The organism is Streptomyces venezuelae (assembly GCF_008642375.1).
In the GTDB taxonomy this organism is placed as follows: Bacteria; Actinomycetota; Actinomycetes; order Streptomycetales; family Streptomycetaceae; genus Streptomyces; species Streptomyces venezuelae_G.
The window spans coordinates 3,499,099-3,520,822 of record NZ_CP029194.1; the positions used below are offsets into that span (position 1 = coordinate 3,499,099).

Below are 21,724 nucleotides of genomic sequence, written 5' to 3' on the forward strand. Positions count from 1 at the left end.
GTGGGCGGCATGAGCATGATCACCCTCCCCGGACGGCCGGACAAAGGCTTTTGTCGCGTGACCGACCCCACGGCCCACGGAGCCCCGGGACCCACGACAATGGCTGGGTGATCACTTCGCCGCCACGAAGCGCCAACGGAGACGGCCCCGGAGACGGCCCGGGGCAGGTCCCCGGGCACGGGACCCCCCGGAACGGCACCAGCACCCGCCGCCCGTCCGAGGCCACCCCGTACGTCGACTTCACCCGCGCGGAGTGGAGCGACCTCCGCGACAAGACACCCCTGCCCCTCACCGCCGACGAGGTCGAACGGCTCCGCGGCCTCGGGGACGTGATCGACCTCGACGAGGTACGGGACGTCTACCTCCCTCTCTCCCGGCTGCTCAACCTCTACGTGCAGGCCACCAGCGGCCTCCGCGGCGCCCTCAACACCTTCCTCGGCGAGAGCGCGGAACAGCGCGGCACGCCCTTCGTCATAGGGGTCGCCGGTTCCGTCGCCGTCGGCAAGTCGACGGTCTCCCGGCTCCTCCAGGCCCTCCTCGCCCGCTGGCCGGAGCACCCGCGCGTGGAGCTGGTGACCACGGACGCCTTCCTCTACCCGATGGAGGAGCTGAAGGCGCGCGGCCTCATGGCCCGCAAGGGCTTCCCCGAGTCGTACGACCGCCGGGCGCTCACCCGTTTCGTCGCGGACATCAAGGCGGGCAAGGAGGAGGTCACGGCCCCGGTCTACTCGCACCTGATCTACGACCGCGTGCCCGGCGAGCGGCTCGTCGTCCGCCGCCCCGACATCCTCATCGTGGAGGGGCTGAACGTCCTCCAGCCGGCCCTGCCCGGCAAGGACGGCCGCACCCGCGTCGGCCTCGCCGACTACTTCGACTTCTCGGTGTACGTGGACGCGCGCCCCGAGGACATCGAGCGCTGGTACCTCAACCGCTTCCGCAAGCTGCGCGACACCGCGTTCCAGAACCCCGACTCGTACTTCCAGCGCTACACCCAGGTCTCCGAGGAGGAGGCCCTCGACTACGCCCGCACCATGTGGCGGACCATCAACAAGGTGAACCTGCTGGAGAACGTGGCCCCGACCCGGGGCCGCGCGACGCTCGTCGTCCGCAAGGGCTCGGACCACAAGGTGCAGAGGCTCAGCCTCCGCAAGCTCTGAGTCCTTAAGCTCGGGGGATGCTGCATCTGCGGATGATCGTCCCGCCGGACCGCACGACGGCCGCGGTCGAACTGATCGAGTCGACGGTCGGCACCACGCATCTGGTGGTGCTGCCGGGCGCGGCCAGGGACCCCGTCGGCGACCTGGTCATGTGCGACACGGCCCGTGAGTCCGCCGACGAACTGCTGCACGCGCTGCGCGACATGAGGATCGATCAGGACGGGTCGATCGCGGTGGAGAACATCGACCTGTCGATGTCCACGCGGGCGGACACGGCCGAGGAGGAGGCTCCGGGCGAGGGCGCGGACGCCGTGATCTGGGAGCAGCTTGCGGAGGCGACCCACGAGGAGTCGACGCTCTCCTTCACCTATCTCTCCTTCATGGGGCTCGCGACGATGATCGCGGCCTGCGGTGTCGTCCTCGACAACGCGATCCTGATCGTGGGCGCCATGGCGGTCGGCCCGGAGTTCGGCCCGCTCGCCGGGGTGTGCACGGCGATCGTGCAGCGGGCGCCGAAGCTGGCGGCCCGCTCGCTGACGGCGCTGCTCATCGGCTTCGTGTCGGCGATGCTGGCGACGACCCTGTTCAGCCTGGTCATGGACTGGCTGGGCCTGTTCACCGATTCCATGCTGGACGGAGCGCGTCCGCAGACCAGCTTCATCTGGCAGCCGGACCCGTTCTCGTTCGTGGTGGCGCTGCTTGCGGGCGCGGCCGGCACCCTCTCCCTGACCTCGTCCAAGTCGGGCGCCCTGGTGGGGGTGGCGATCTCGGTGACGACGGTCCCGGCGGCCGCGAACGCGGCGGTCGCGCTGAGCTACGGCGAGTTCGGGCAGATGTGGGGGTCCACCGGGCAGCTGCTGCTCAACCTGCTGGGGATCATGCTGGCGGGTACGGCGACCCTGGCCCTGCAGCAGCGGCTGTGGCGGACCCAGCGCGGACGCCTCAAGCGCCGGCTGCGCCGGGGCTGACCACAGCGGCGGAGGCCCGGGGAGCCCCACGCACGCGAGGGCCCGCCGCACCGGAATCGGTGCGGCGGGCCCTCGTCGATCTGCATGACGGTGCTTCAGAAAGCCTAGCCCAGCGCGGACTTCACGACGTCCGCGAGGCGCTGCGCGACGGCGCGGGCCTGCTCGATGTCCGCGGCCTCGACCATGACGCGGACCAGCGGCTCGGTGCCGGAGGGGCGCAGCAGGACACGGCCGGTGGCGCCGAGCTCGGTCTCGGCGGCGGTCACCGCGGCGGCGAGGTCGCCGGAGGTCTTCACCCGGGACTTGTCGACGTCCGGGACGTTGATGAGGATCTGCGGCAGGCGCTCCATCACACCGGCGAGCTCCGCGAGGGACTTGCCGGTGGCGGCGACCCGGGCGGCGAGCATCAGGCCGGTGAGGGTGCCGTCGCCGGTGGTGGCGTGGTCGAGCACGATGACGTGCCCGGACTGCTCGCCGCCGAGCGCGTAGCCGTTCTCCTTCATGGACTCCAGGACGTAGCGGTCGCCGACCGCGGTCTGGACGAGGTTCAGGCCCTCGCGCTCCATGGCGAGCTTGAAGCCCAGGTTGGACATGACGGTCGCGACGACGGTGTCGCCGCGCAGCGTCCCGGCCTCGCGCATGGCGAGGGAGAGGACGGCGAGGATCTGGTCGCCGTCGACCTCGTTGCCCGCGGCGTCCACGGCGAGGCAGCGGTCGGCGTCGCCGTCGTGCGCGATGCCGAGGTCGGCGCCGTGCTCGACGACGGCGGCGCGGAGCAGCCCCAGGTGGGTCGAGCCGCAGCCGTCGTTGATGTTGAGGCCGTCCGGCTCGGCGCCGATGGTGACGACCTGGGCACCGGCCCGGGCGAAGGCCTCGGGCGAGACGTGGGCGGCGGCGCCGTGGGCCTCGTCGAGGACGACCTTGAGACCGTCGAGACGGTTGGGCAGGACGGCGAGGAGGTGGGAGACGTACGTCTCGAAGCCCTCGTCGTAGTCGCGGACCCGACCGACACCGGCACCGGTCGGGCGCGCCCAGGGAGCGCCGGTGCGGTGCTCCTCGTAGACGGTCTCGATCTTGTCCTCGAGCTCGTCGGCGAGCTTGTGGCCGCCGCGGGCGAAGAACTTGATGCCGTTGTCGGGCATCGCGTTGTGGCTGGCGGAGAGCATCACGCCGAGGTCGGCGCCGAGGACGCCGGTCAGGTGGGCCACGGCGGGGGTCGGCAGGACGCCGACGCGCAGGACGTCGACACCGGCGCTGGCGAGGCCCGCGACGACGGCCGCTTCCAGGAACTCTCCCGACGCGCGCGGGTCCCGTCCGACCACGGCGGTCGGCCGATGGCCCTCGAAGGTGCCCGCTTCGGCCAGCACGTGCGCCGCCGCCACCGAGAGGCCGAGCGCGAGCTCCGCCGTCAGATCCGCGTTGGCGACGCCGCGTACGCCGTCCGTGCCGAAGAGTCGTCCCACAGCTGTCCTCCGAGAAATACGTGCCCAAGCTGACGAAAGATGAAGAAGATGAAGAAGGTGAGGAAAAAACGTACGCCCCGACGGCACGGGCAGTGCCGCCGGGGCGTACGAAAACAGTCCGAGCAGGCGTGATTAACGCTTGCTGTACTGCGGGGCCTTACGGGCCTTCTTGAGACCGGCCTTCTTGCGCTCGACCGCACGGTCGTCGCGGGAGAGGAAGCCGGCCTTCTTCAGCGCCGGGCGGTTGTTCTCGACGTCCGCCTCGTTCAGCGCACGGGCCACACCGAGGCGCAGGGCGCCGGCCTGGCCGGAGACACCGCCACCCGCGATGCGGGCGATGACGTCGTAGCGGTTGTCGAGCTCGAGCACCTTGAAGGGCTCGTTGACTTCCTGCTGGTGCACCTTGTTGGGGAAGTAGTCCTCAAGGGTGCGACCGTTGATCTTCCACTTGCCGGTGCCCGGAACGATCCGGACGCGGGCAATGGCGTTCTTGCGACGGCCCAGGCCGGCGGCCGGCTGCGGGTCGCCGAAGCGGGACGCGAGCGACTCGGAGGTGTACTCACCCTCGACGAGCTCGGTCTCGGTGGTGTACTCCTCAACGCCCTCGAACTCGTCGACGGGGGTCTCGGGGGTGGTCTCGGCCACGATGCTCCTCAGATTTCTTTCGTTCTTAGGGGGTGTGGCCGGAACTACTGCGCGACCTGGGTGATCTCGAACGGGACCGGCTGCTGCGCAGCGTGCGGGTGGTTCTCGCCCGCGTAGACCTTCAGCTTCGAGAGCATCTGACGGCCCAGGGTGTTCTTGGGGATCATGCCCTTGATGGCCTTCTCGACGGCCTTCTCGGGGTTCTTGTCCAGCAGCTCGTCGTAACGGACGGAGCGCAGACCACCCGGGAAGCCGGAGTGGCGGTAAGCCAGCTTCTGGGTCTTCTTGTTGCCGGACAGGTGGACCTTGTCAGCGTTGATGATGATGACGAAGTCGCCCATGTCCATGTGGGGCGCGTAAACCGGCTTGTGCTTGCCTCGCAGGAGGTTCGCAGCCGTGGTCGCCAGACGGCCCAGGACGATGTCCTGCGCGTCGATGATGTGCCACTGGCGAGTGACATCGCCGGGCTTGGGGCTGTACGTACGCACTTCGTAGCCTTCGCTTCTTCAGTGGATGGAGTCCAGACACACCTGAAGCGATCATGCAGCTGGGGCCTGCACTGCCGGGAACATCGCCCGTATGCGAGCCACTGGTAACTGCTCCAGGGAACCTGCGTAAGGGCCCTTCGCGTGAGAACGACGAAGCCAATACGCATAACAAACCGCAACACTACCCGCGCCACCCCCGACGGGTCAAAACGCCGCGAGACCCCTCCCCCACGCCGACCGCTCAGGTCACCGCGCCCGCTCGACCCGCCGCTCGTCCCACACGGGCTCGCTGGTCTCCCGTACGACCCCGTCCGAGCCGAACACCAGGAACCGGTCGAAGCTCTTCGCGAACCACCGGTCGTGCGTCACGGCCAGCACCGTCCCGTCGTACGCCTCAAGGCCGTCCTGCAGCGCCTCCGCCGACTCCAGGTCCAGGTTGTCCGTCGGCTCGTCGAGGAGCAGCGCCGTCGTACCGGCCAGCTCCAGGAGCAGGATCTGGAAGCGGGCCTGCTGCCCGCCCGACAGCTTGTCGAAGGGCTGGTCGCCCTGCCGCTCCAGCTCGTACCGCCGCAGCATCGACATCGCCGCGCCCCGGTCCTTGGCGTGCTCGGTCCACAGGATGTCGACGAGCGGCCGCCCGGCCAGCTCCGGGTGCGCGTGGGTCTGCGCGAAGTGCCCGGGCACGACCCGCGCGCCCACCTTCCAGTCGCCCGTGTGGGCGACCGTCGGGTCCCCCGCGAGCAGCCGCAGGAAGTGCGACTTCCCTGACCCGTTCGACCCGAGGACCGCGACCCGCTCCCCGTAGAAGATCTCCAGCGAGAACGGCTTCATCAGCCCGGTCAGCTCGAGATTCTCGACGGTCACGGCCCGCACCCCGGTCCGGCCGCCGCGCAGCCGCATCCGGATGTCCTGCTCGCGCGGCGGCTCCGGCGGCGGCCCCGCCTCCTCGAACTTCCGCAGCCGGGTCTGCGCCGCCGCGTACCGCGAGGCCAGCTCGTGGCTGATCGCGGCCGCCTGCCGCAGGTTGAGGACCAGCTTCTTCAGCTGGGCGTGCTTCTCCTCCCAGCGCCGCTTCAGCTCCTCGAAGCGGGCGAACCGCTCGCGCCGCGCCTCGTGGAAGGTGTCGAAGCCGCCGCCGTGCACCCACACGTCCGAGCCGGCCGGGCCGGGCTCGACCGCGACGATCTTCTGGGCGGCCCGGGAGAGCAGCTCCCGGTCGTGGGAGATGAAGAGCACGGTCTTACGGGTCTCCCGCAGCCGCTCCTCCAGCCACCGCTTGCCCGGCACGTCGAGGTAGTTGTCCGGCTCGTCCAGGAGCAGCACCTCGTCGGGGCCGCGCAGCAGGTACTCCAGGACCAGCCGCTTCTGCTCACCGCCGGAGAGCGTCCGCACCTCGCGGAACTGCGCCTTGTCGTACGGAACGCCGAGCGCCGCCATGGTGCAGATGTCCCAGAGGGTCTCGGCCTCGTACCCCTGCACCTCGGCCCAGTCGCTGAGGGCCTGCGCGTACTTCATCTGCGCGGCCTCGTCGTCGACCGTCATGATCAGGTGCTCGGCCTCGTCGACCGCCTTCGCGGCGTCCCGGATCCGTGGCTGCGCCACCGAGACCAGCAGGTCACGGATGGTGGACGCGTCCCGAACGGAGCCGATGAACTGCGGCATGACACCCAGGCCGCCGCTGACGGTGACCGAGCCGCCATGCGGCTGGAGGTCCCCGGAGATCAGCCGGAGCAGCGTCGTCTTGCCCGCGCCGTTGGCTCCGACGAGGGCGACGACCGCGCCCTCCCCGACCCGGAACGAGACGTCCCCGAGCAGGACCCGCCCGTCCGGAAGGTAGTACTCAAGATGTGCGGCCTCGACATGTCCCATGGGGTGCATTGTCGCCGCACACATCCCCTTCGCCCAAGCGGATTAGGATGCGCGGCATGAGCTTTGGGGGACCGCAGTGGCCACAGGAGCCGCAGCAGCAGGGGCAGGGGCAGGGGCAGCAGCCGGGGTACGGGCAGCAGCCCGGCTACGGCGGGCAGCCCGAGTACGGGCAGCAGCAGCCGTACGGGGGCGGGCAGCCCTACGGCGGTCAGCCGGGCCCCGGACAGCAGCAGGCGCAGTCGAACCCCTTCCCCGGGGCGCAGGGCGGCGGCACCCCTGACTGGGGCGCCCTCGCCGACGCCTCCGCGAGCCGCAACCGCCGCAAGCGCTGGCTGCTGATCGGCGGCGGGACGCTGGCCACGCTCGCCGTGGGCGCGATCGTCGCCACCGCGATCGTCAGCACGAACAAGACCGGCGACGAGGCGAAGAACGGCGGGGTCCCCACCCTCACGGCCTCCCCCACCGGCTCCCCCACGCCCGATCCGACCTTCTCGTCGGTGGCGCCCCCGCCCCCGCCGAACCCGAAGGACTACATCTCGGACCCGAAGAAGGACAAGGCCCCGATCTCCGCGGAGGGCCTCTTCCCGGGCAAGAAGATGAGCATGAACGGCCGTCCCTACAAGAAGGGCGCGACCTCCGCGACGGCCGACTGCGCGTCCGTCACGCAGGGCGGCCTCGGCGCCGTCCTGAAGAAGAACGGCTGCCAGAAGGTCCTGCGCGCCACCTACGTGAAGGACGGTGTGGCGATCACCGTCGGCGTGGCCGTCTTCCCCTCCGAGGCCGCGGCCCTCAAGGCGAAGGCCCAGGCCACCGGCGGCATCGCGCCGCTCGCGGGCGCCGGCGTGCGTGAGTTCTGCCACGCGACGGTCTGCCTGCGCCGCTCGAACGCGATCGGCCGCTACGCCTACTTCACCCAGGCCGGCTTCGCCGACGGCAAGAAGGTCACCAAGGCCGACAAGCCGATCTTCCAGGCCAGCGACGACCTCGGGACCTTCGCCTTCAACCAGATCTACGCCCGCGGCCGGACGCAGGCCTCAGCAGCAGCCAACGCTCCCGGGGAGTGACCGCTTGTTGCGCGCCTCCTTGCTGCGGGCGGCGAGCAGCGCGTCCTCCGGGTAGCCGACCTCTTCGAGGGTGAGGCCGTGCGGCCGTACGACATGCACGGCCGAGTCCCGCACACCGGCGGCGAGGACCTTGCCGGGCCAGTCGACCGGCCGGTGCCCGTCGCCGACGAAGAGCATCGCGCCGACGAGCGAGCGGACCATGTTGTGGCAGAAGGCGTCCGCCTTGACGGTCGCCTCCAGGATCCCGTCCTCCCGCCGCTCCCACCGCAGCACCTGGAGCGTACGGATCGTCGTGGCGCCCTCGCGCTTCTTGCAGTACGCGGCGAAGTCGTGCTCGCCGATGAGCGCGGTCGCCGCCTCGTTCATGGCGTCCATGTCGAGGGCCCAGTCGTGCCACAGGACGTGCCCGCGCAGGAGCGGGTCGACGCCCCCGGGGTTGTCGGTGACGCGGTAGGCGTAGCGGCGCCAGATCGCCGAGAACCGCGCGTTGAAGCCGCTGGGGGCCTCTTCCACCTTCCACACCCGCACGTCGTGGGAGAGCCGCCCTGCGAGCCGCCTGACCAGCTTGTCCCGGTGCTCCGCCCACAGCTCGACGGGCAGGTCGACGTGGGCGACCTGCCCGCGCGCGTGGACCCCGGAGTCGGTCCGGCCGGCGACGGTCAGCTCGTACGTCTCCGTGGACCGCGTCACGGTCCGCAGCGCGGCCTCGATCTCCCCCTGCACGGTGCGCCGGCCCTGGGGCTGCTTGGCCCAGCCGGAGAAGTCCCTGCCCTCGTACGAAAGGTCAAGGCGTACCCGTACGAACCCGTCCTGCACGTCATCGCTCACGCGGAAATCCTCTCAAACACCAACGGGAGCGGGCCCGCACCCCCAGAGGGGTACGGGCCCGCCACACGAGAAACTCGTCGGAACGCTTACGCGTCCTTCGACTCCTCGGCCGGAGCCTCGGCGGCCGCGTCGGCCTCCTTGACGGCGCGCACGGTGGCGGCCTCGGCCTCGGCGACGGTCGCCTTCTTGGCGATCTCGCCCTCGACCAGCTCGATCACGGCCATCGGGGCGTTGTCGCCACGACGGTTGCCGATCTTGGTGATACGGGTGTAACCACCCGGACGCTCCGAGTAACGCGGGGCGATCTCGGTGAAGAGGGTGTGGACGATGCCCTTGTCGGTGATCGTCTGCAGCACCAGGCGACGGTTGTGGATGTCGCCCTTCTTCGCCTTGCTGATCAGGCGCTCGGCGACGGGACGCAGGCGACGGGCCTTGGCCTCGGTCGTCGTGATGCGGCCGTGCTCGAAGAGGGACTTCGCCAGGTTGGCGAGCAGCAGACGCTCGTGAGCGGCGGAACCGCCGAGGCGGGCACCCTTCGCGGGACGCGGCATGGTGTTTCTCCTTGGTGTCTGCCCCGGCCGTATCAGGTACCGAGGTCAGTATCCGAGCGGGCGGTCACCCGTCGGAGACCCCGCGCCCCCTAGGGGGCGCGGGGAGGTGTCGATCTGCGGCTGACGCCGCGTGGGCGCGACCGGCCGAAGCCGGTCCACACAGCAAAATCTGGACCGTGAGGCCCGAGCTCTTAGTACTGCTCGGTCTCGACGAACCCGGCGTCCGCGTCGTCGTCGGCGCCGAAGGCGTCCGCGGCGGCGGTCGGGTCGAATCCGGGCGGCGAGTCCTTCAGCGCGAGGCCCATACCGGCCAGCTTCGCCTTGACCTCGTCGATCGACTTCGCACCGAAGTTGCGGATGTCGAGCAGGTCGGCCTCGGAGCGCGCCACGAGCTCACCCACGGAGTGGATGCCCTCGCGCTTGAGGCAGTTGTACGAACGAACGGTGAGCTCGAGCTCCTCGATCGGCAGCGCCAGGTCGGCGGCAAGGGCGGCGTCCGTCGGGGACGGGCCCATGTCGATGCCCTCGGCGTCGATGTTGAGCTCGCGCGCCAGACCGAACAGCTCGACCAGGGTCTTGCCGGCGGACGCCATGGCGTCACGCGGGCGCATGGCCTGCTTGGTCTCGACGTCGACGATCAGCTTGTCGAAGTCGGTGCGCTGCTCGACACGGGTCGCCTCGACCTTGTACGTGACCTTGAGCACCGGCGAGTAGATGGAGTCGACCGGGATACGACCGATCTCCTGGCCCACCTGCTTGTTCTGCACGGCGGAGACGTAGCCGCGACCGCGCTCGACGGTCAGCTCCATCTCCAGCTTGCCCTTGCCGTTGAGCGTGGCGAGGACGAGGTCGGGGTTGTGCACCTCGACACCGGCCGGGGGCGCGATGTCGGCGGCGGTGACCAGACCCGGGCCCTGCTTGCGCAGGTACATCACGACCGGCTCGTCGTGCTCCGAGGAGACGACCAGCTGCTTGATGTTCAGGATGAGGTCGGTGACGTCCTCCTTGACGCCCGGCACGGTGGTGAACTCGTGCAGGACACCGTCGATGCGGATGCTGGTGACAGCGGCACCCGGGATCGAGGAGAGGAGGGTACGGCGGAGGGAGTTGCCGAGGGTGTAGCCGAAGCCCGGCTCCAGCGGCTCGATCACGAACCGGGAGCGGAACTCGTCGACGACCTCTTCGGTCAGCGACGGACGCTGAGCGATCAGCATGTCTCTTTGTCCTTCAGTCGTGGACGCCCACTATTTGACGCCCGACGGATCACTTCTGTACTGCAAGGGTACGGGCGGCACGGTCCGAAGAGCCGTACCGCCCGAAGTCCTCAGGTCAAGCAGCCGTGCGTCAGACGCGGCGGCGCTTGGGGGGACGGCAGCCGTTGTGCGGCGTGGGGGTGACGTCCTGGATCGAACCGACCTCGAGGCCCGTGGCCTGGAGGGAGCGGATCGCGGTCTCGCGGCCGGAGCCCGGACCCTTGACGAAGACGTCAACCTTGCGCATGCCGTGCTCCTGCGCGCGGCGGGCGGCCGACTCGGCGGCCATCTGCGCGGCGAACGGGGTCGACTTGCGCGAGCCCTTGAAGCCGACGTGGCCGGCGGAGGCCCAGGAGATCACGTTGCCCGAGGGGTCCGTGATCGAGACGATCGTGTTGTTGAACGTGCTCTTGATGTGCGCGTGGCCGTGAGCGACGTTCTTCTTTTCCTTGCGGCGCACCTTCTTGGCAGCGCCCTGACGACCCTTGGGGGGCATCTATAACTCCTACGGGAGGTGGTCGGTCCTACAGCGAAGACCGCTTGGTCAAGCGTCCGCTGAGGACTACTTCTTGCCCGGCTTCTTCTTGCCGGCGATGGCGCGACGCGGGCCCTTGCGGGTACGAGCGTTCGTGCTGGTGCGCTGACCGCGAACGGGCAGGCCACGACGGTGGCGCAGGCCCTGGTAGCAGCCGATCTCGACCTTGCGGCGGATGTCGGCGGCGATCTCGCGGCGGAGGTCACCCTCGGTCTGGAGGTTGGCGTCCACGTACTCACGGATCTTGACGAGGTCTTCCTCGGCAAGGTCACGGACACGGGTGGACGGGTTCACGCCGGTCGCGGCGAGAATCTCCTCGGACCGGGTGCGCCCGATGCCGAAGACGTAGGTGAGTGCGACCACCACACGCTTTTCGCGCGGGATGTCAACACCGGAAACGCGTGCCATTCAATGGCTCCTGTGTTCTCGGGGGTCTGCTGCAGAACCGCTCCCGACCGCCGACCCTCCGATTGCTCGAAGAGTGGTACGTCCGGGTCCCCGGCCCCCGCCGGAGGTGCCGTCAACCGTGGAACACGGCCCGACGGGCTCTGCGTATGTACGTATTGCTATGCGTCGCGCGAAGAACTGCGAAATGCAGGTCGGTCGGCGTGCGTCAGCCCTGGCGCTGCTTGTGGCGCAGGTTGTCGCAGATGACCATGACCCGGCCGTGACGGCGGATCACCTTGCACTTGTCGCAGATCTTCTTGACGCTCGGCTTGACCTTCATGGGATGTGAGGTTCTCCGGGTCAGTGCCACCACCCGCGCGCGGAGGCGGGGTGCGGGCAAGATCTACTTGTACCGGTAGACGATCCGGCCACGCGTCAGGTCGTACGGAGAGAGCTCCACGACGACCCGGTCGTCCGGGAGGATTCGGATGTAGTGCATCCGCATCTTGCCGGAGATGTGCGCGAGGACCTTGTGACCGTTCTGGAGCTCCACCTTGAACATGGCGTTCGGGAGGGACTCGATCACGGTGCCCTCGATTTCGATGGCACCTTGCTTCTTGGCCACGCTTCGCCTTTCGAATCGGCTACCTTGATCGACTCTCGCCGCCGCATGCGGACACACGGGTACACGAGAGCCGACGCATCAGTCTACGTCAGGCCCCTGGAAAAGACGAATCCGGGAAGTTTGCCCACAGTAGAAGATCATTACTCGAACGTTGACGCCGGCTCTACGCCAGCGGGTCCGGCGCCGCCGTCACACCCAGCTCCGCCGGCTTCGCCCTACCGCCGGCCCACCCCCGACGCAGCCCTCGCGGGCTCGGCGCCAAGGGCGCCTCACAAGCTTCGGCCCGCTGCGCCGGACTCCGTCCGCCGATGGGCGGAGGTCCGACTACGCCAGCGGGTCCGGCGCCGCCGTCACACCCAGCTCCGCCAGCTTCGCCTTGCCGCCGTCGACCGCCGTCAGGACCAGCGGGCCCTCCTCGGTGAGGGCGATCGAGTGCTCCCAGTGCGAGGACCAGGTGCCGTCCGTCGTGACGACCGTCCAGTCGTCCTTGAGGACCTCGGTGTGCGGGGTGCCCAGGGAGACCATCGGCTCGATCGCCAGGCAGAGGCCGGGGACCAGCTTCGGGCCCTTGCCGCGCTTGCGGGAGACGTAGTTCAGCAGGTGCGGGTCCATGTGCATCTCGGTGCCGATGCCGTGGCCGCCGTAGTCCTCGACGATCCCGTACCGCCCGAGGCTGTGCTCGCCGACCGAGGGGCGGGGCTGGCGCTTGATGTACGTCTCGATGGCCTTCGAGATGTCGACGAGCCGGTTGCCCAGCTTCATCGCCGCGATACCGGCCCACATCGACTCCTCCGTCACCCGGGAGAGCTCGACGAGCTCGGGCGCGTGCCCGGTGCCCACGAACGCCGTGTAGGCCGCGTCACCGTGCCAGCCGTCCACGATCGCGCCCGCGTCGATGGAGATGATGTCGCCGTCCTTCAGGACGGTCTTGTCGTCGGGGATGCCGTGGACGACGACCTCGTTCACCGAGGTGCAGATCGTCGCGGGGAAGCCGCCGTACCCGAGGAAGTTCGACTTCGCGCCGTGCTCGGCGATGACCTTCCGCGAGACCTCGTCGAGGTCCCGGGTCGTGGCGCCCGGCACGGCCGCCTCACGGGTCGCCGCGTGGATGGCGGCGACGACCAGCCCCGCCTCGCGCATCTTCGCGATCTGCTCGGGGGTCTTGATCTGCACCATCGTGGCCGCGGCCTTTCTTCGAGTACGGGGAACAGAACAACGATACGGCCGCGGCGCCCCCGAGGGGCACCGCGGCCGTATCGAACGAACCGGGGTTACTTCTTGAGCGCGGCCATCGCCTTCGCGGTGACCTCGTCCACCTTGCCGAGCGCCGAGATCGTCTCGACCAGGTTCTGCGCCCGGTAGTAGTCGATGATCGGCTCGGTCTCCGTGTGGTAGACCTCCAGGCGCCGGCGGACGGTCTCCTCGGAGTCGTCGTCGCGCTGGTAGAGCTCACCACCACAGGCGTCGCAGACGCCCGCGGTCTCCGGTGCGTTGTACGTCACGTGGAACACGTGAGAGGAGTCGTTGCGGCAGATGCGGCGACCCGCGATCCGCTTCACGACCTCGTCCTCGGGGACCTCCAGGTCCAGGACCGCGTCCAGCTGGACGTGCCCCGCCTTGAGGATCTCGTCGAGAGCCTCGGCCTGGGCCACGTTGCGCGGGAATCCGTCGAGCAGGAAGCCGTTGACGGCGTCCGGCTGCTCCATGCGGTCCTTGGCCATCCCGATCGTCACGGAGTCCGGCACGAGCTGGCCGGCCTTCATGTACGACTGCGCCTCCACACCCAGCTCCGTGCCCTGCGAGATGTTGGCACGGAACAGGTCACCCGTGGAGATGTGCGGGATACCCAGGTTCTTGGCAAGGTACGCGGCCTGCGTACCCTTGCCGGCCCCGGGCGGTCCGACGAGGACGATTCGCATCAGCGGAGGAACCCTTCGTAATTGCGCTGCTGGAGCTGGCTCTCGATCTGCTTCACGGTCTCCAGCCCCACACCCACGATGATGAGGATGCTCGTCCCACCGAAGGGGAAGTTGGCATTGGCGCCACCGAAGCCTGCCAACGCCATCGTCGGCACAAGAGCGATCAGACCCAAGTACAGCGAGCCCGGCCAAGTGATCCGGTTGAGCACGTAGCTCAGATACTCGGCAGTAGGTCGACCAGCCCGGATACCCGGGATGAAGCCACCATACTTCTTCATGTTGTCGGCAACTTCCTCGGGGTTGAACGAGATCGCCACGTAGAAGAAGGCGAAGAACACGATCAGGAGGAAGTACGTAGCGATGTAGTAGGGGTGGTCACCCTTGACGAAGTGGGCTTCGATCCAGGTCTTCCACCCCGCGGTGGAGTTCGAGAACTGCGCGATCAAGGCCGGGATGTAGAGCAGCGACGACGCGAAGATGACAGGAATCACACCTGCCTGGTTCACCTTCAACGGGATGTAAGTGGACGTACCGCCGTAGGAGCGCCGGCCGATCATGCGCTTCGCGTACTGCACCGGGATGCGCCGCTGGGCCTGCTCGACGAAGACCACGAGGGCCACCATCGCGAAGCCGACGAGGATCACCGTGCCGAACTCGATCCAGCCGCCGGCCAACTCGCCCTCGACCTTGATCTTCCACAGGGCGGCCGGGAAGCCGGCGGCGATCGAGATGAACATCAGGATCGACATGCCGTTGCCGATGCCGCGGTCGGTGATGATCTCACCGAGCCACATGACGACGGCGGTACCCGCGGTCATCGTGATGACCATCGTGGCGATCGTGAAGATCGACTGGTCGGGCACGACCTGGTCGGCGACGGCACAGCCACTGAAGAGCGCGCCGCTCTTGGCCGTGGCCACGAGACCCGTGCCCTGGAGGACGGCGAGGGCGATCGTCAGGTACCGCGTGTACTGCGTGATCTTGGCGGTGCCGGACTGACCCTCCTTCTTGAGGGCCTCCAGACGCGGGATCACGACGGTCAGCAGCTGCAGGATGATGCTCGCCGTGATGTACGGCATGATGCCGAGCGCGAAGATGGTGATCTGCAGCAGCGCCCCGCCACTGAACATGTTGACCAGGCCGAACAGGCTGTTGTTGCCCTCGCTGGCCTGCTTGACACACTGCTGAACAGCCTCGTATTTGACGCCGGGCACCGGGATGTGCGCGCCGAGGCGGTACAGCACGATGATGGCGAGCGTGAAGAGCAGTTTCTTGCGCAGGTCGGGCGTCTTGAACGCCCGGGCGAACGCGGTGAGCACGGTGCCTCCTGCGACCCCCGCGCTATGCGTCAAGGGTGACGGTCTTGAGGTTCGACGATTGGGTATCGGTCATCGAGCCCGTGCGGGCATACCGCACGGAGTCTAGACAGTGCACGCCACCTTACCGGCGACCATGCCCCCCTAGGAACGACCAACCGGGGATGCCCCTTTTGGGAGGTATCCCGGCGGGAGCCGCCCTCCCCGTGCCGGGCGGTCGACTTTGGTCTGCCCCCCGCTCCGACCAAGAGCCGTCCTGACACCGCGCCCCGCCCCCAGAAGACTGATCCAGCCGTTCCGGACCGACCTGCCGGACCGGCCCGATACCCGTCGATCCCACTTCTGGGGGAACACCTGTGAAGACCTCACTCACCGTCGCGACCGCCGTGGGCGCCGCTCTCCTGATGGGCGCCGGCACCGCCGCCGCCCGGCCCGCCGCGCCCAGCCCCGCTCCCGCGGTCGCCACGACGGTGGCCGCCGCACCGCAGGCCGCGGCCGCCGGCTGCTACCTGGCGGTGTACACACCGTGGAAGGAGAACGTCTCACCCACAGGCGTGAGCGACCACGCCCGCGGCAAGTACAGGACCGTGAACAACTGCAGCGGCTGGTACAACACCGCGCTGCTCCAGTACCACCGCTGGGACGGCTGGAACCGCATCGCCGGCACGGAGTGGGTCGGCAACCGCGGCATGAGCTACCTCCAGTGGAAGTGCCAGGGCAAGGGCACGTTCACGTACCGCACGAAGGGCTCCGTCCGCGGTGGCAGCCCGGCCCGGGTCGGCTGGGCCACCAGCTCGGAACGCCGGTTCACCTGCTGACGTGAAGCACGTACGGATGGCCCTCGCGGGCTGTGCCGCGGTGGCGGCCACGATCGTGGCCGCCACCGTCGGCGCCCCCGACGCGGGAGGGAACGCAGCTGACGACGGCCGGGCCGGTGCGGAGGCCGGGGCGGCCGTCACCCGGATCGAGTTCACGGAGGCGGCCCCGATGGACGCCGACCAGTCCGTGACGACGCACCGCAGGGTGGAGATGTATGCCGAGCACCGGGGCGACGCGGTGAGCAGACTCCGCTTCGTGATCACTTTCGAAGGGCGGCTGACCGAGGAGCGCCTCTGGAGTGCCGACCGCCCCGAGTCCATCACCTTGCGGAACCGGGAGTCGTGTACGACCGGGGACGAGGCCACCCCCGCACCGAAGCCGGACAGCCTGGACGTGATCCTGACGGGGTACTTCGGACCGCGCGAGGTGCCCCGCGAGGCGAAGAAGATCGCCGGCGGCGCGAGCCGGTGGGAGACGCCGACGGGCATGATGCTCATGACCTACACCGACCTCGGCGGCACGTATCCCCACCGCATCGTCGAGATCAAGGGACCGGACGGCTCGATCGGCTCCACGATCAGCGGTACCCGGACGAGTGAGCACCCCACCTTCCCCGACTGGAAGCCGGGCTGGCAGAACTGTCGCCCTTCCACCGGGGCGCGCTGAACCGGAACATCAGGTACTGCTCAAAGTCGCTGTGCATGTGCAATCGGCGTGGCTACAGTCGTGATCACCCAGGGGGGCGACGGCGGGGGAACGCAGCGCCGCCCCCTGCCGCGATCGCGAAGTGGGGGAAATGAGCACGCAACGCCATGCACATGCCCATGTCCTTGTCGCCGATGACAGCCCGACCCGCACGCTCGGCCTCATCCAGATCGTCCAGCGATTCTCGTACGTGAAGACGATCAGCACCTGTACCTTCGACGGCCTGGCCGAGGCGGTCGACCGCGCCGCCCCGGATCTCGTCCTGCTCAGCACGGCCGACTCGCCTGAGGACGACCTGACCACCGTCCTCGGGCCCAGGGCAGGGGATCACGTGGTCCGTTTCATCTCCGTCGGCCATCCGGCGCGGACCCGGATCACCCCGTCCAGCGTCTCGGCGGGTCTCCACGGGTTCCTGCCCGACACGGCGACGCCCGAGGACTTCAACCGCGCGTTGTCCGCGGCGCTCGCGGGCTTCACGTACTTCCCCCGCGACATGACGGAGGAACTGACCGAATTCCGCATGCGGTTCCCGCAGCTGACTCCCCGGGAGCAACAGGTGCTGGATCTGCTCTCCGACGGGATGAGCAATCACCGCATCGCGAGTTCCCTGGGGATCAAGGAGGCCACGGTGAAGATGTACGTGACGCACGTGCTGGCCAAGCTGGAGGTCGAGAGCCGGCTCCAGGCCTGCCTCAAGGCCCGCGGCCTCACCTCGGCCGCGGCCTGATCCTCCGCCGCACACGAAGAAGCCCGGCCGGCTCCCCCGAGAGGGAACCGGCCGGGCTTCTTCAGTACTGTCTACCGGACTCAGACGAGCTCGGTGACGGTGCCACCAGCGGCGGCGATCTTCTCCTTGGCGGAGCCGGAGACGGCGTCAACCGAAACCTGCAGCGCCACGGTGATCTCGCCGGTGCCGAGCACCTTGACGAGGCTGTTCTTGCGAACCGCGCCCTTGGCGACCAGGTCGGCCACCGTGACCTCTCCACCCTCGGGGTAGAGAGCGCCGAGCTTGTCCAGGTTCACGACCTGGAACTCGGTGCGGAACGGGTTCTTGAAGCCCTTGAGCTTCGGCAGACGCATGTGGAGGGGCATCTGCCCACCCTCGAAGCGCTGCGGAACCTGGTAACGGGCCTTCGTACCCTTGGTACCACGACCGGCCGTCTTACCCTTCGACGCCTCACCACGACCAACACGGGTCTTGGCAGTCTTGGCGCCGGGGGCGGGACGGAGGTTGTGGGCCTTCAGCGGGCTGTTCTCCGCCATTTTACTCAACCTCCTCGACCGTCACGAGGTGGCGGACGGTGTGCACCATGCCGCGGAACTCGGGGCGGTCCTCCTTGACAACCACGTCGTTGACCTTCTTGAGGCCAAGCGAGCGCAGGGTGTCGCGGTGGTTCTGCTTGCTGCCGATGTACGACTTCGTCTGCGTGACCTTGAGGCGAGCCATTACGCACCCGCCCCAGCACGCGCACGGAGCAGAGCCGCGGGAGCGACGTCCTCGAGGGGCAGACCACGGCGAGCCGCGATCTCCTCGGGACGCTGCAGGCCCTTGAGGGCCTCCACGGTCGCGTGCACGATGTTGATCGCGTTGTCGGAGCCGAGCGACTTCGACAGGATGTCGTGAACGCCGGCGCACTCGAGCACCGCGCGCACCGGGCCACCGGCGATAACACCGGTACCGGGGGAAGCAGGCTTCAGCAGGACAACGCCGGCCGCCTTCTCGCCCTGGATCGGGTGCGGGATGGTGCCCTGGATGCGGGGAACCTTGAAGAAGTTCTTCTTGGCTTCCTCGACGCCCTTGGCGATGGCCGCGGGAACTTCCTTGGCCTTGCCGTAACCGACACCTACGGTGCCGTCACCGTCACCCACCACGACGAGCGCGGTGAAGCTGAAGCGACGACCACCCTTGACAACCTTGGCGACGCGGTTGATCGCGACAACGCGCTCAACGTACGCGGTCTTCTCGGCGGCAGCGCCACCGTCGCGGCCCTTCCGGTCCCGCCGCTCGCCGCCACCGGCACCGCTTCCGCGGCGCTGGGGTCCAGCCATTGGATTACCTCTCTCTGTTACGTCCGTTAGTCCCGGAACCGGGGCTTAGAACTTCAGCCCGGCTTCGCGGGCGGCGTCAGCCAGAGCGGCAATGCGCCCGGCGTACCTGTTGCCACCACGGTCGAACACGACAGCCTCGACACCGGCGGCCTTGGCGCGCTCGGCGACCAGGGAACCGACCTGCTTGGCCTGCGCGGACTTGTCACCCTCGCCGCCGCGGATCGACGCGTCCAGGGTCGACGCAGACGCAAGGGTGTGGCCCTTGAGGTCGTCGATGACCTGAGCGGTGATACCGCGGTTGGAACGCGTCACGACGAGGCGCGGACGCTCCGCCGTACCCGACACGTTCTTGCGGATGCGGATGTGGCGGCGCTTCTTGGCGGCACCCTTGTAGGCGTCACCCTTGGCGATCTTCACACCGTATGCCATGGCTTACTTACCAGCCTTTCCGACCTTGCGGCGGATGACCTCACCCGCATACTTCACGCCCTTGGCCTTGTAGGGGTCGGGCTTGCGAAGCTTGCGGATGTTGGCGGCGACCTCGCCGACCTTCTGCTTGTCGATGCCCTCGACCGAGAACTTGGTCGGCGACTCGACCTTGAACGAGATGCCCTCGGGCGCCTCGACCAGGATCGGGTGGCTGTAGCCGAGCTGGAACTCCAGGTTGGAGCCCTTCGCGGCGACGCGGTAACCGACACCGCTGATCTCGAGCGCCTTCACGTAACCCTGGGTCACACCGGTGATCATGTTGGCCACCAGCGTGCGGGACAGGCCGTGGAGGGCCTTGTTCTGACGCTCGTCGTTCGGACGGTTGACGTTGAGCACGCCATCCTCGCCCTTAACGATCTCGATCGGAGCGGCGACGGTGTGGCTCAGGGTGCCCTTGGAACCCTTCACCGTGACCGTGCGGCCATCGATGGTGACGTCCACGCCGGCGGGAACCGGGATAGGCAGCTTGCCAATACGCGACATGAGCTTTCCTTCCTTTCCCGACTACCAGACGTAGGCGAGGACTTCCCCACCTACGCCCTTCTTGCCTGCCTGCTGGCCGGTCAGGAGACCGTGGGACGTGGAGATGATCGCCACGCCCAGGCCGCCGAGGACCTTCGGCAGGTTGGTGGACTTCGCGTAAACCCGGAGACCGGGCTTCGAGATCCGCTTGATGCCCGCGATGGAGCGCTCACGGTTCGGACCGAACTTGAGCTCGAGGACGAGGTTCTTGCCGACCTCGGCGTCCTCGACCTTCCAGCCCGTGATGAAGCCCTCCTGCTGGAGGATTTCCGCGATGTGAGACTTGATCTTGCTGTGCGGCATCGTCACGGAGTCGTGGTATGCCGAGTTCGCGTTACGCAGACGAGTCAGCATGTCCGCGATCGGATCAGTCATGGTCATGAATTGGCCTTCGGCCTCTCTCGCCGGGGTTTCCTGTATGCGCCATCCCTCTCCCCACACAGGGGCGGGACGGGTGCGGCGCGGGGACCTACGGCGTAGTAAGTCGTACGGGCGGCGGACGCCCAACCCCACAAGCCTAAGCCATGAGGGGGCAGGCGTCCGCCAACCCAGTGCTTACCGAGAGACTCCGGTCATCCCAACTAGGGGATTACCAGGAGCTCTTGGTCACGCCCGGCAGCTCGCCACGGTGAGCCATCTCACGGAGGCACACGCGGCACAGGCCGAACTTGCGGTACACGGAGTGGGGACGACCACAGCGCTGGCAGCGCGTGTAGCCGCGCACGCCGAACTTGGGCTTGCGGGCAGCCTTCGCGATGAGAGCCTTCTTCGCCATCTCGCTTACGCCTCCTTGAACGGGAAGCCGAGGTGACGGAGAAGGGCACGGCCCTCAGCGTCGTTGGTCGCCGTGGTCACCACGGTGATGTCCATACCCCGGACACGGTCGATCTTGTCCTGGTCGATCTCGTGGAACATGACCTGCTCCGTGAGACCGAAGGTGTAGTTGCCACGCCCGTCGAACTGCTTGGGGGACAGACCACGGAAGTCGCGGATGCGCGGAAGCGCGAGCGACAGGGTGCGGTCCAGGAACTCCCACATGCGGTCGCCACGGAGGGTGACGTGCGCACCGATCGGCTGGCCCTCACGCAGCTTGAACTGCGCGATGGACTTGCGAGCCTTGGTGACGGCCGGCTTCTGACCGGTGATCGTGGTCAGGTCGCGGATCGCACCGTCGATCAGCTTCGAGTCACGGGCGGCGTCGCCGACACCCATGTTGACCACGATCTTCACGAGGCCGGGAACCTGCATGACGTTCTCGTACGAGAACTCCTCACGCAGCTTGCCCGCGATCTCCTCGCGGTACTTCGTCTTGAGACGCGGAGTGGTGGTAGCCATCAGATGTCCTCACCCGTCCGCTTGGCAACGCGGATCTTGTTGCCCTCGTCGTCGAAGCGGTAACCGACACGCGTGACGACCTTCTTGCCGTCCTTCTCCACGACCAGCTGGACGTTGGAGACGTGGACCGGAGCCTCGGTCGTGACGATGCCACCGGCCTGCGACGGGCCGGCCTTGGTGTGCTTCTTGACCCGGTTGACACCCTCGACGAGGACGCGGTTCTCGCGGGGGAAGGCCGTGATGACCTTGCCCTGCTTGCCCTTGTCCTTACCGGTGATGACCTGGACCAGGTCGCCCTTCTTGATCTTCATGCTTACAGCACCTCCGGCGCGAGCGAGATGATCTTCATGAACTTCTTCTCGCGCAGCTCACGGCCGACCGGGCCGAAGATACGGGTGCCACGAGGGTCGCCGTCGTTCTTGAGAATGACAGCGGCGTTCTCGTCAAAGCGGATGTACGAGCCGTCCTGGCGGCGGCGCTCCTTGACGGTGCGAACGATGACCGCCTTGACGACGTCACCCTTCTTCACGTTGCCACCGGGGATCGCGTCCTTGACGGTGGCGACGATGACGTCACCGATGCCCGCGTAGCGGCGACCCGAGCCACCGAGAACACGGATGCAAAGGATCTCCTTGGCACCAGTGTTGTCGGCGACACGCAGTCGCGACTCCTGCTGGATCACGTCTATCTCCTGATTGTCTGCCGGTTCCCGGCCGGGGCTTCTAGGAAGCCCCGGC

At 68.2% G+C, this 21,724-nt stretch carries 30 protein-coding genes; 6 read left to right on the top strand and 24 right to left on the bottom strand.

Annotation, left to right across the window (positions count from 1 at the left end):
- Nucleotides 1–107 precede the first annotated feature (107 nt).
- A complete protein-coding gene (coaA, locus tag DEJ46_RS15505; RefSeq protein WP_150266998.1) occupies nucleotides 108–1,157 on the top strand; it encodes a type I pantothenate kinase in 1,050 nt (349 codons plus the stop codon).
- Between the two features lie 17 nt (nucleotides 1,158–1,174).
- Entirely contained in the window at nucleotides 1,175–2,125 is a 951-nt protein-coding gene (locus tag DEJ46_RS15510) for a DUF389 domain-containing protein (RefSeq protein WP_150267000.1), read from the top strand.
- Between the two features lie 104 nt (nucleotides 2,126–2,229).
- On the opposite strand, the gene glmM is transcribed toward DEJ46_RS15510, so the two are convergent.
- The 4 genes from glmM to DEJ46_RS15530 all read right to left on the bottom strand — a co-directional run bounded on the left by glmM (nucleotide 2,230) and on the right by DEJ46_RS15530 (nucleotide 6,590).
- Nucleotides 2,230–3,588, bottom strand: coding sequence for a phosphoglucosamine mutase (gene glmM / locus DEJ46_RS15515; protein ID WP_150267002.1), 1,359 nt, complete (start codon nucleotides 3,586–3,588; stop codon nucleotides 2,230–2,232).
- 132 nt (nucleotides 3,589–3,720) lie between these two features.
- Complete coding sequence (gene rpsI, locus DEJ46_RS15520; protein WP_015035601.1) at nucleotides 3,721–4,233, bottom strand: 30S ribosomal protein S9; 513 nt, start codon at nucleotides 4,231–4,233, stop codon at nucleotides 3,721–3,723.
- 44 nt (nucleotides 4,234–4,277) lie between these two features.
- Nucleotides 4,278–4,721, bottom strand: coding sequence for a 50S ribosomal protein L13 (rplM, locus tag DEJ46_RS15525; RefSeq protein WP_055641831.1), 444 nt, complete (start codon nucleotides 4,719–4,721; stop codon nucleotides 4,278–4,280).
- 246 nt (nucleotides 4,722–4,967) lie between these two features.
- Nucleotides 4,968–6,590, bottom strand: coding sequence for an ABC-F family ATP-binding cassette domain-containing protein (locus tag DEJ46_RS15530; protein ID WP_190622670.1), 1,623 nt, complete (start codon nucleotides 6,588–6,590; stop codon nucleotides 4,968–4,970).
- 56 nt (nucleotides 6,591–6,646) lie between these two features.
- Between DEJ46_RS15530 and DEJ46_RS15535 the strand changes: the two genes are divergently transcribed.
- Nucleotides 6,647–7,654 carry a hypothetical protein gene (locus DEJ46_RS15535; RefSeq protein WP_150267006.1) on the top strand — a complete coding sequence of 336 codons (1,008 nt, stop codon included), beginning with the start codon at nucleotides 6,647–6,649 and terminating at the stop codon, nucleotides 7,652–7,654.
- On the opposite strand, the gene truA is transcribed toward DEJ46_RS15535, so the two are convergent.
- The 10 genes from truA to secY form a co-directional block, all read right to left on the bottom strand.
- Nucleotides 7,625–8,482 carry a tRNA pseudouridine(38-40) synthase TruA gene (truA, locus tag DEJ46_RS15540; protein WP_150267008.1) on the bottom strand — a complete coding sequence of 286 codons (858 nt, stop codon included), beginning with the start codon at nucleotides 8,480–8,482 and terminating at the stop codon, nucleotides 7,625–7,627. The genes DEJ46_RS15535 and truA overlap by 30 nt on opposite strands.
- Before the next feature lie 86 nt (nucleotides 8,483–8,568).
- Entirely contained in the window at nucleotides 8,569–9,033 is a 465-nt protein-coding gene (gene rplQ / locus DEJ46_RS15545) for a 50S ribosomal protein L17 (RefSeq protein ID WP_024755424.1), read from the bottom strand.
- A 191-nt stretch (nucleotides 9,034–9,224) separates the two neighbouring features.
- A complete protein-coding gene (locus DEJ46_RS15550) occupies nucleotides 9,225–10,247 on the bottom strand; it encodes a DNA-directed RNA polymerase subunit alpha (RefSeq protein ID WP_003966937.1) in 1,023 nt (340 codons plus the stop codon).
- Nucleotides 10,248–10,377: 130 nt separating this feature from the next.
- Nucleotides 10,378–10,782 (bottom strand): 30S ribosomal protein S11, encoded by a 405-nt coding sequence (gene rpsK, locus DEJ46_RS15555; RefSeq protein WP_003956432.1) that lies wholly within the window; start codon nucleotides 10,780–10,782, stop codon nucleotides 10,378–10,380.
- A gap of 66 nt (nucleotides 10,783–10,848) precedes the next feature.
- A complete protein-coding gene (gene rpsM / locus DEJ46_RS15560) occupies nucleotides 10,849–11,229 on the bottom strand; it encodes a 30S ribosomal protein S13 (protein ID WP_015035595.1) in 381 nt (126 codons plus the stop codon).
- A 205-nt stretch (nucleotides 11,230–11,434) separates the two neighbouring features.
- Entirely contained in the window at nucleotides 11,435–11,548 is a 114-nt protein-coding gene (gene rpmJ / locus DEJ46_RS15565) for a 50S ribosomal protein L36 (RefSeq protein WP_003956441.1), read from the bottom strand.
- Nucleotides 11,549–11,611: 63 nt separating this feature from the next.
- Complete coding sequence (gene infA / locus DEJ46_RS15570; protein WP_003956442.1) at nucleotides 11,612–11,833, bottom strand: translation initiation factor IF-1; 222 nt, start codon at nucleotides 11,831–11,833, stop codon at nucleotides 11,612–11,614.
- Nucleotides 11,834–12,157: 324 nt separating this feature from the next.
- Nucleotides 12,158–13,009, bottom strand: coding sequence for a type I methionyl aminopeptidase (map, locus tag DEJ46_RS15575; protein WP_150267009.1), 852 nt, complete (start codon nucleotides 13,007–13,009; stop codon nucleotides 12,158–12,160).
- Nucleotides 13,010–13,104: 95 nt separating this feature from the next.
- Entirely contained in the window at nucleotides 13,105–13,752 is a 648-nt protein-coding gene (locus tag DEJ46_RS15580; RefSeq protein ID WP_150267012.1) for an adenylate kinase, read from the bottom strand.
- Nucleotides 13,752–15,071, bottom strand: a complete 1,320-nt coding sequence (gene secY, locus DEJ46_RS15585) for a preprotein translocase subunit SecY (RefSeq protein WP_150267013.1) — start codon at nucleotides 15,069–15,071, stop codon at nucleotides 13,752–13,754. Before secY ends, DEJ46_RS15580 begins: the two co-directional genes overlap by 1 nt.
- A 353-nt stretch (nucleotides 15,072–15,424) precedes the next feature.
- On the opposite strand from secY, the gene DEJ46_RS15590 reads away from it, so the two are divergent.
- The 3 genes from DEJ46_RS15590 to DEJ46_RS15600 all read left to right on the top strand — a co-directional run bounded on the left by DEJ46_RS15590 (nucleotide 15,425) and on the right by DEJ46_RS15600 (nucleotide 17,319).
- Nucleotides 15,425–15,886, top strand: a complete 462-nt coding sequence (locus DEJ46_RS15590; protein WP_150267015.1) for a hypothetical protein — start codon at nucleotides 15,425–15,427, stop codon at nucleotides 15,884–15,886.
- Nucleotide 15,887: 1 nt separating this feature from the next.
- Nucleotides 15,888–16,553: a hypothetical protein gene (locus DEJ46_RS15595; protein ID WP_150267016.1), complete on the top strand. Its 666-nt coding sequence runs from the start codon at nucleotides 15,888–15,890 to the stop codon at nucleotides 16,551–16,553.
- A gap of 130 nt (nucleotides 16,554–16,683) precedes the next feature.
- On the top strand, nucleotides 16,684–17,319 hold the full coding sequence (locus DEJ46_RS15600; protein WP_150267018.1) for a LuxR C-terminal-related transcriptional regulator: 636 nt from the start codon (nucleotides 16,684–16,686) through the stop codon (nucleotides 17,317–17,319).
- Between the two features lie 80 nt (nucleotides 17,320–17,399).
- Here the strand turns inward: DEJ46_RS15600 and rplO are convergent, their stop codons facing one another.
- From rplO to rplN, 10 genes are all read right to left on the bottom strand, one after another.
- On the bottom strand, nucleotides 17,400–17,855 hold the full coding sequence (gene rplO / locus DEJ46_RS15605) for a 50S ribosomal protein L15 (protein ID WP_024755416.1): 456 nt from the start codon (nucleotides 17,853–17,855) through the stop codon (nucleotides 17,400–17,402).
- Nucleotide 17,856: 1 nt separating this feature from the next.
- On the bottom strand, nucleotides 17,857–18,039 hold the full coding sequence (rpmD, locus tag DEJ46_RS15610; RefSeq protein WP_024755415.1) for a 50S ribosomal protein L30: 183 nt from the start codon (nucleotides 18,037–18,039) through the stop codon (nucleotides 17,857–17,859).
- Nucleotides 18,039–18,641 (bottom strand): 30S ribosomal protein S5, encoded by a 603-nt coding sequence (gene rpsE / locus DEJ46_RS15615; protein WP_015035588.1) that lies wholly within the window; start codon nucleotides 18,639–18,641, stop codon nucleotides 18,039–18,041. The genes rpmD and rpsE overlap by 1 nt, the downstream gene beginning before the upstream one ends.
- 45 nt (nucleotides 18,642–18,686) lie before the next feature.
- Nucleotides 18,687–19,070, bottom strand: coding sequence for a 50S ribosomal protein L18 (rplR, locus tag DEJ46_RS15620; protein WP_056651228.1), 384 nt, complete (start codon nucleotides 19,068–19,070; stop codon nucleotides 18,687–18,689).
- Between the two features lie 3 nt (nucleotides 19,071–19,073).
- Nucleotides 19,074–19,613: a 50S ribosomal protein L6 gene (rplF, locus tag DEJ46_RS15625; RefSeq protein WP_055641839.1), complete on the bottom strand. Its 540-nt coding sequence runs from the start codon at nucleotides 19,611–19,613 to the stop codon at nucleotides 19,074–19,076.
- Nucleotides 19,614–19,634: 21 nt separating this feature from the next.
- Nucleotides 19,635–20,033, bottom strand: a complete 399-nt coding sequence (gene rpsH, locus DEJ46_RS15630) for a 30S ribosomal protein S8 (RefSeq protein ID WP_015035585.1) — start codon at nucleotides 20,031–20,033, stop codon at nucleotides 19,635–19,637.
- Nucleotides 20,034–20,241: 208 nt separating this feature from the next.
- On the bottom strand, nucleotides 20,242–20,427 hold the full coding sequence (locus tag DEJ46_RS15640) for a type Z 30S ribosomal protein S14 (protein WP_003948630.1): 186 nt from the start codon (nucleotides 20,425–20,427) through the stop codon (nucleotides 20,242–20,244).
- Between the two features lie 5 nt (nucleotides 20,428–20,432).
- A complete protein-coding gene (gene rplE, locus DEJ46_RS15645) occupies nucleotides 20,433–20,990 on the bottom strand; it encodes a 50S ribosomal protein L5 (protein WP_099054322.1) in 558 nt (185 codons plus the stop codon).
- A complete protein-coding gene (gene rplX / locus DEJ46_RS15650) occupies nucleotides 20,987–21,298 on the bottom strand; it encodes a 50S ribosomal protein L24 (RefSeq protein WP_015035583.1) in 312 nt (103 codons plus the stop codon). Before rplX ends, rplE begins: the two co-directional genes overlap by 4 nt.
- Nucleotides 21,299–21,300: 2 nt before the next feature.
- Entirely contained in the window at nucleotides 21,301–21,669 is a 369-nt protein-coding gene (rplN, locus tag DEJ46_RS15655) for a 50S ribosomal protein L14 (RefSeq protein ID WP_003956455.1), read from the bottom strand.
- Between the last annotated feature and the right edge of the window lie 55 nt (nucleotides 21,670–21,724).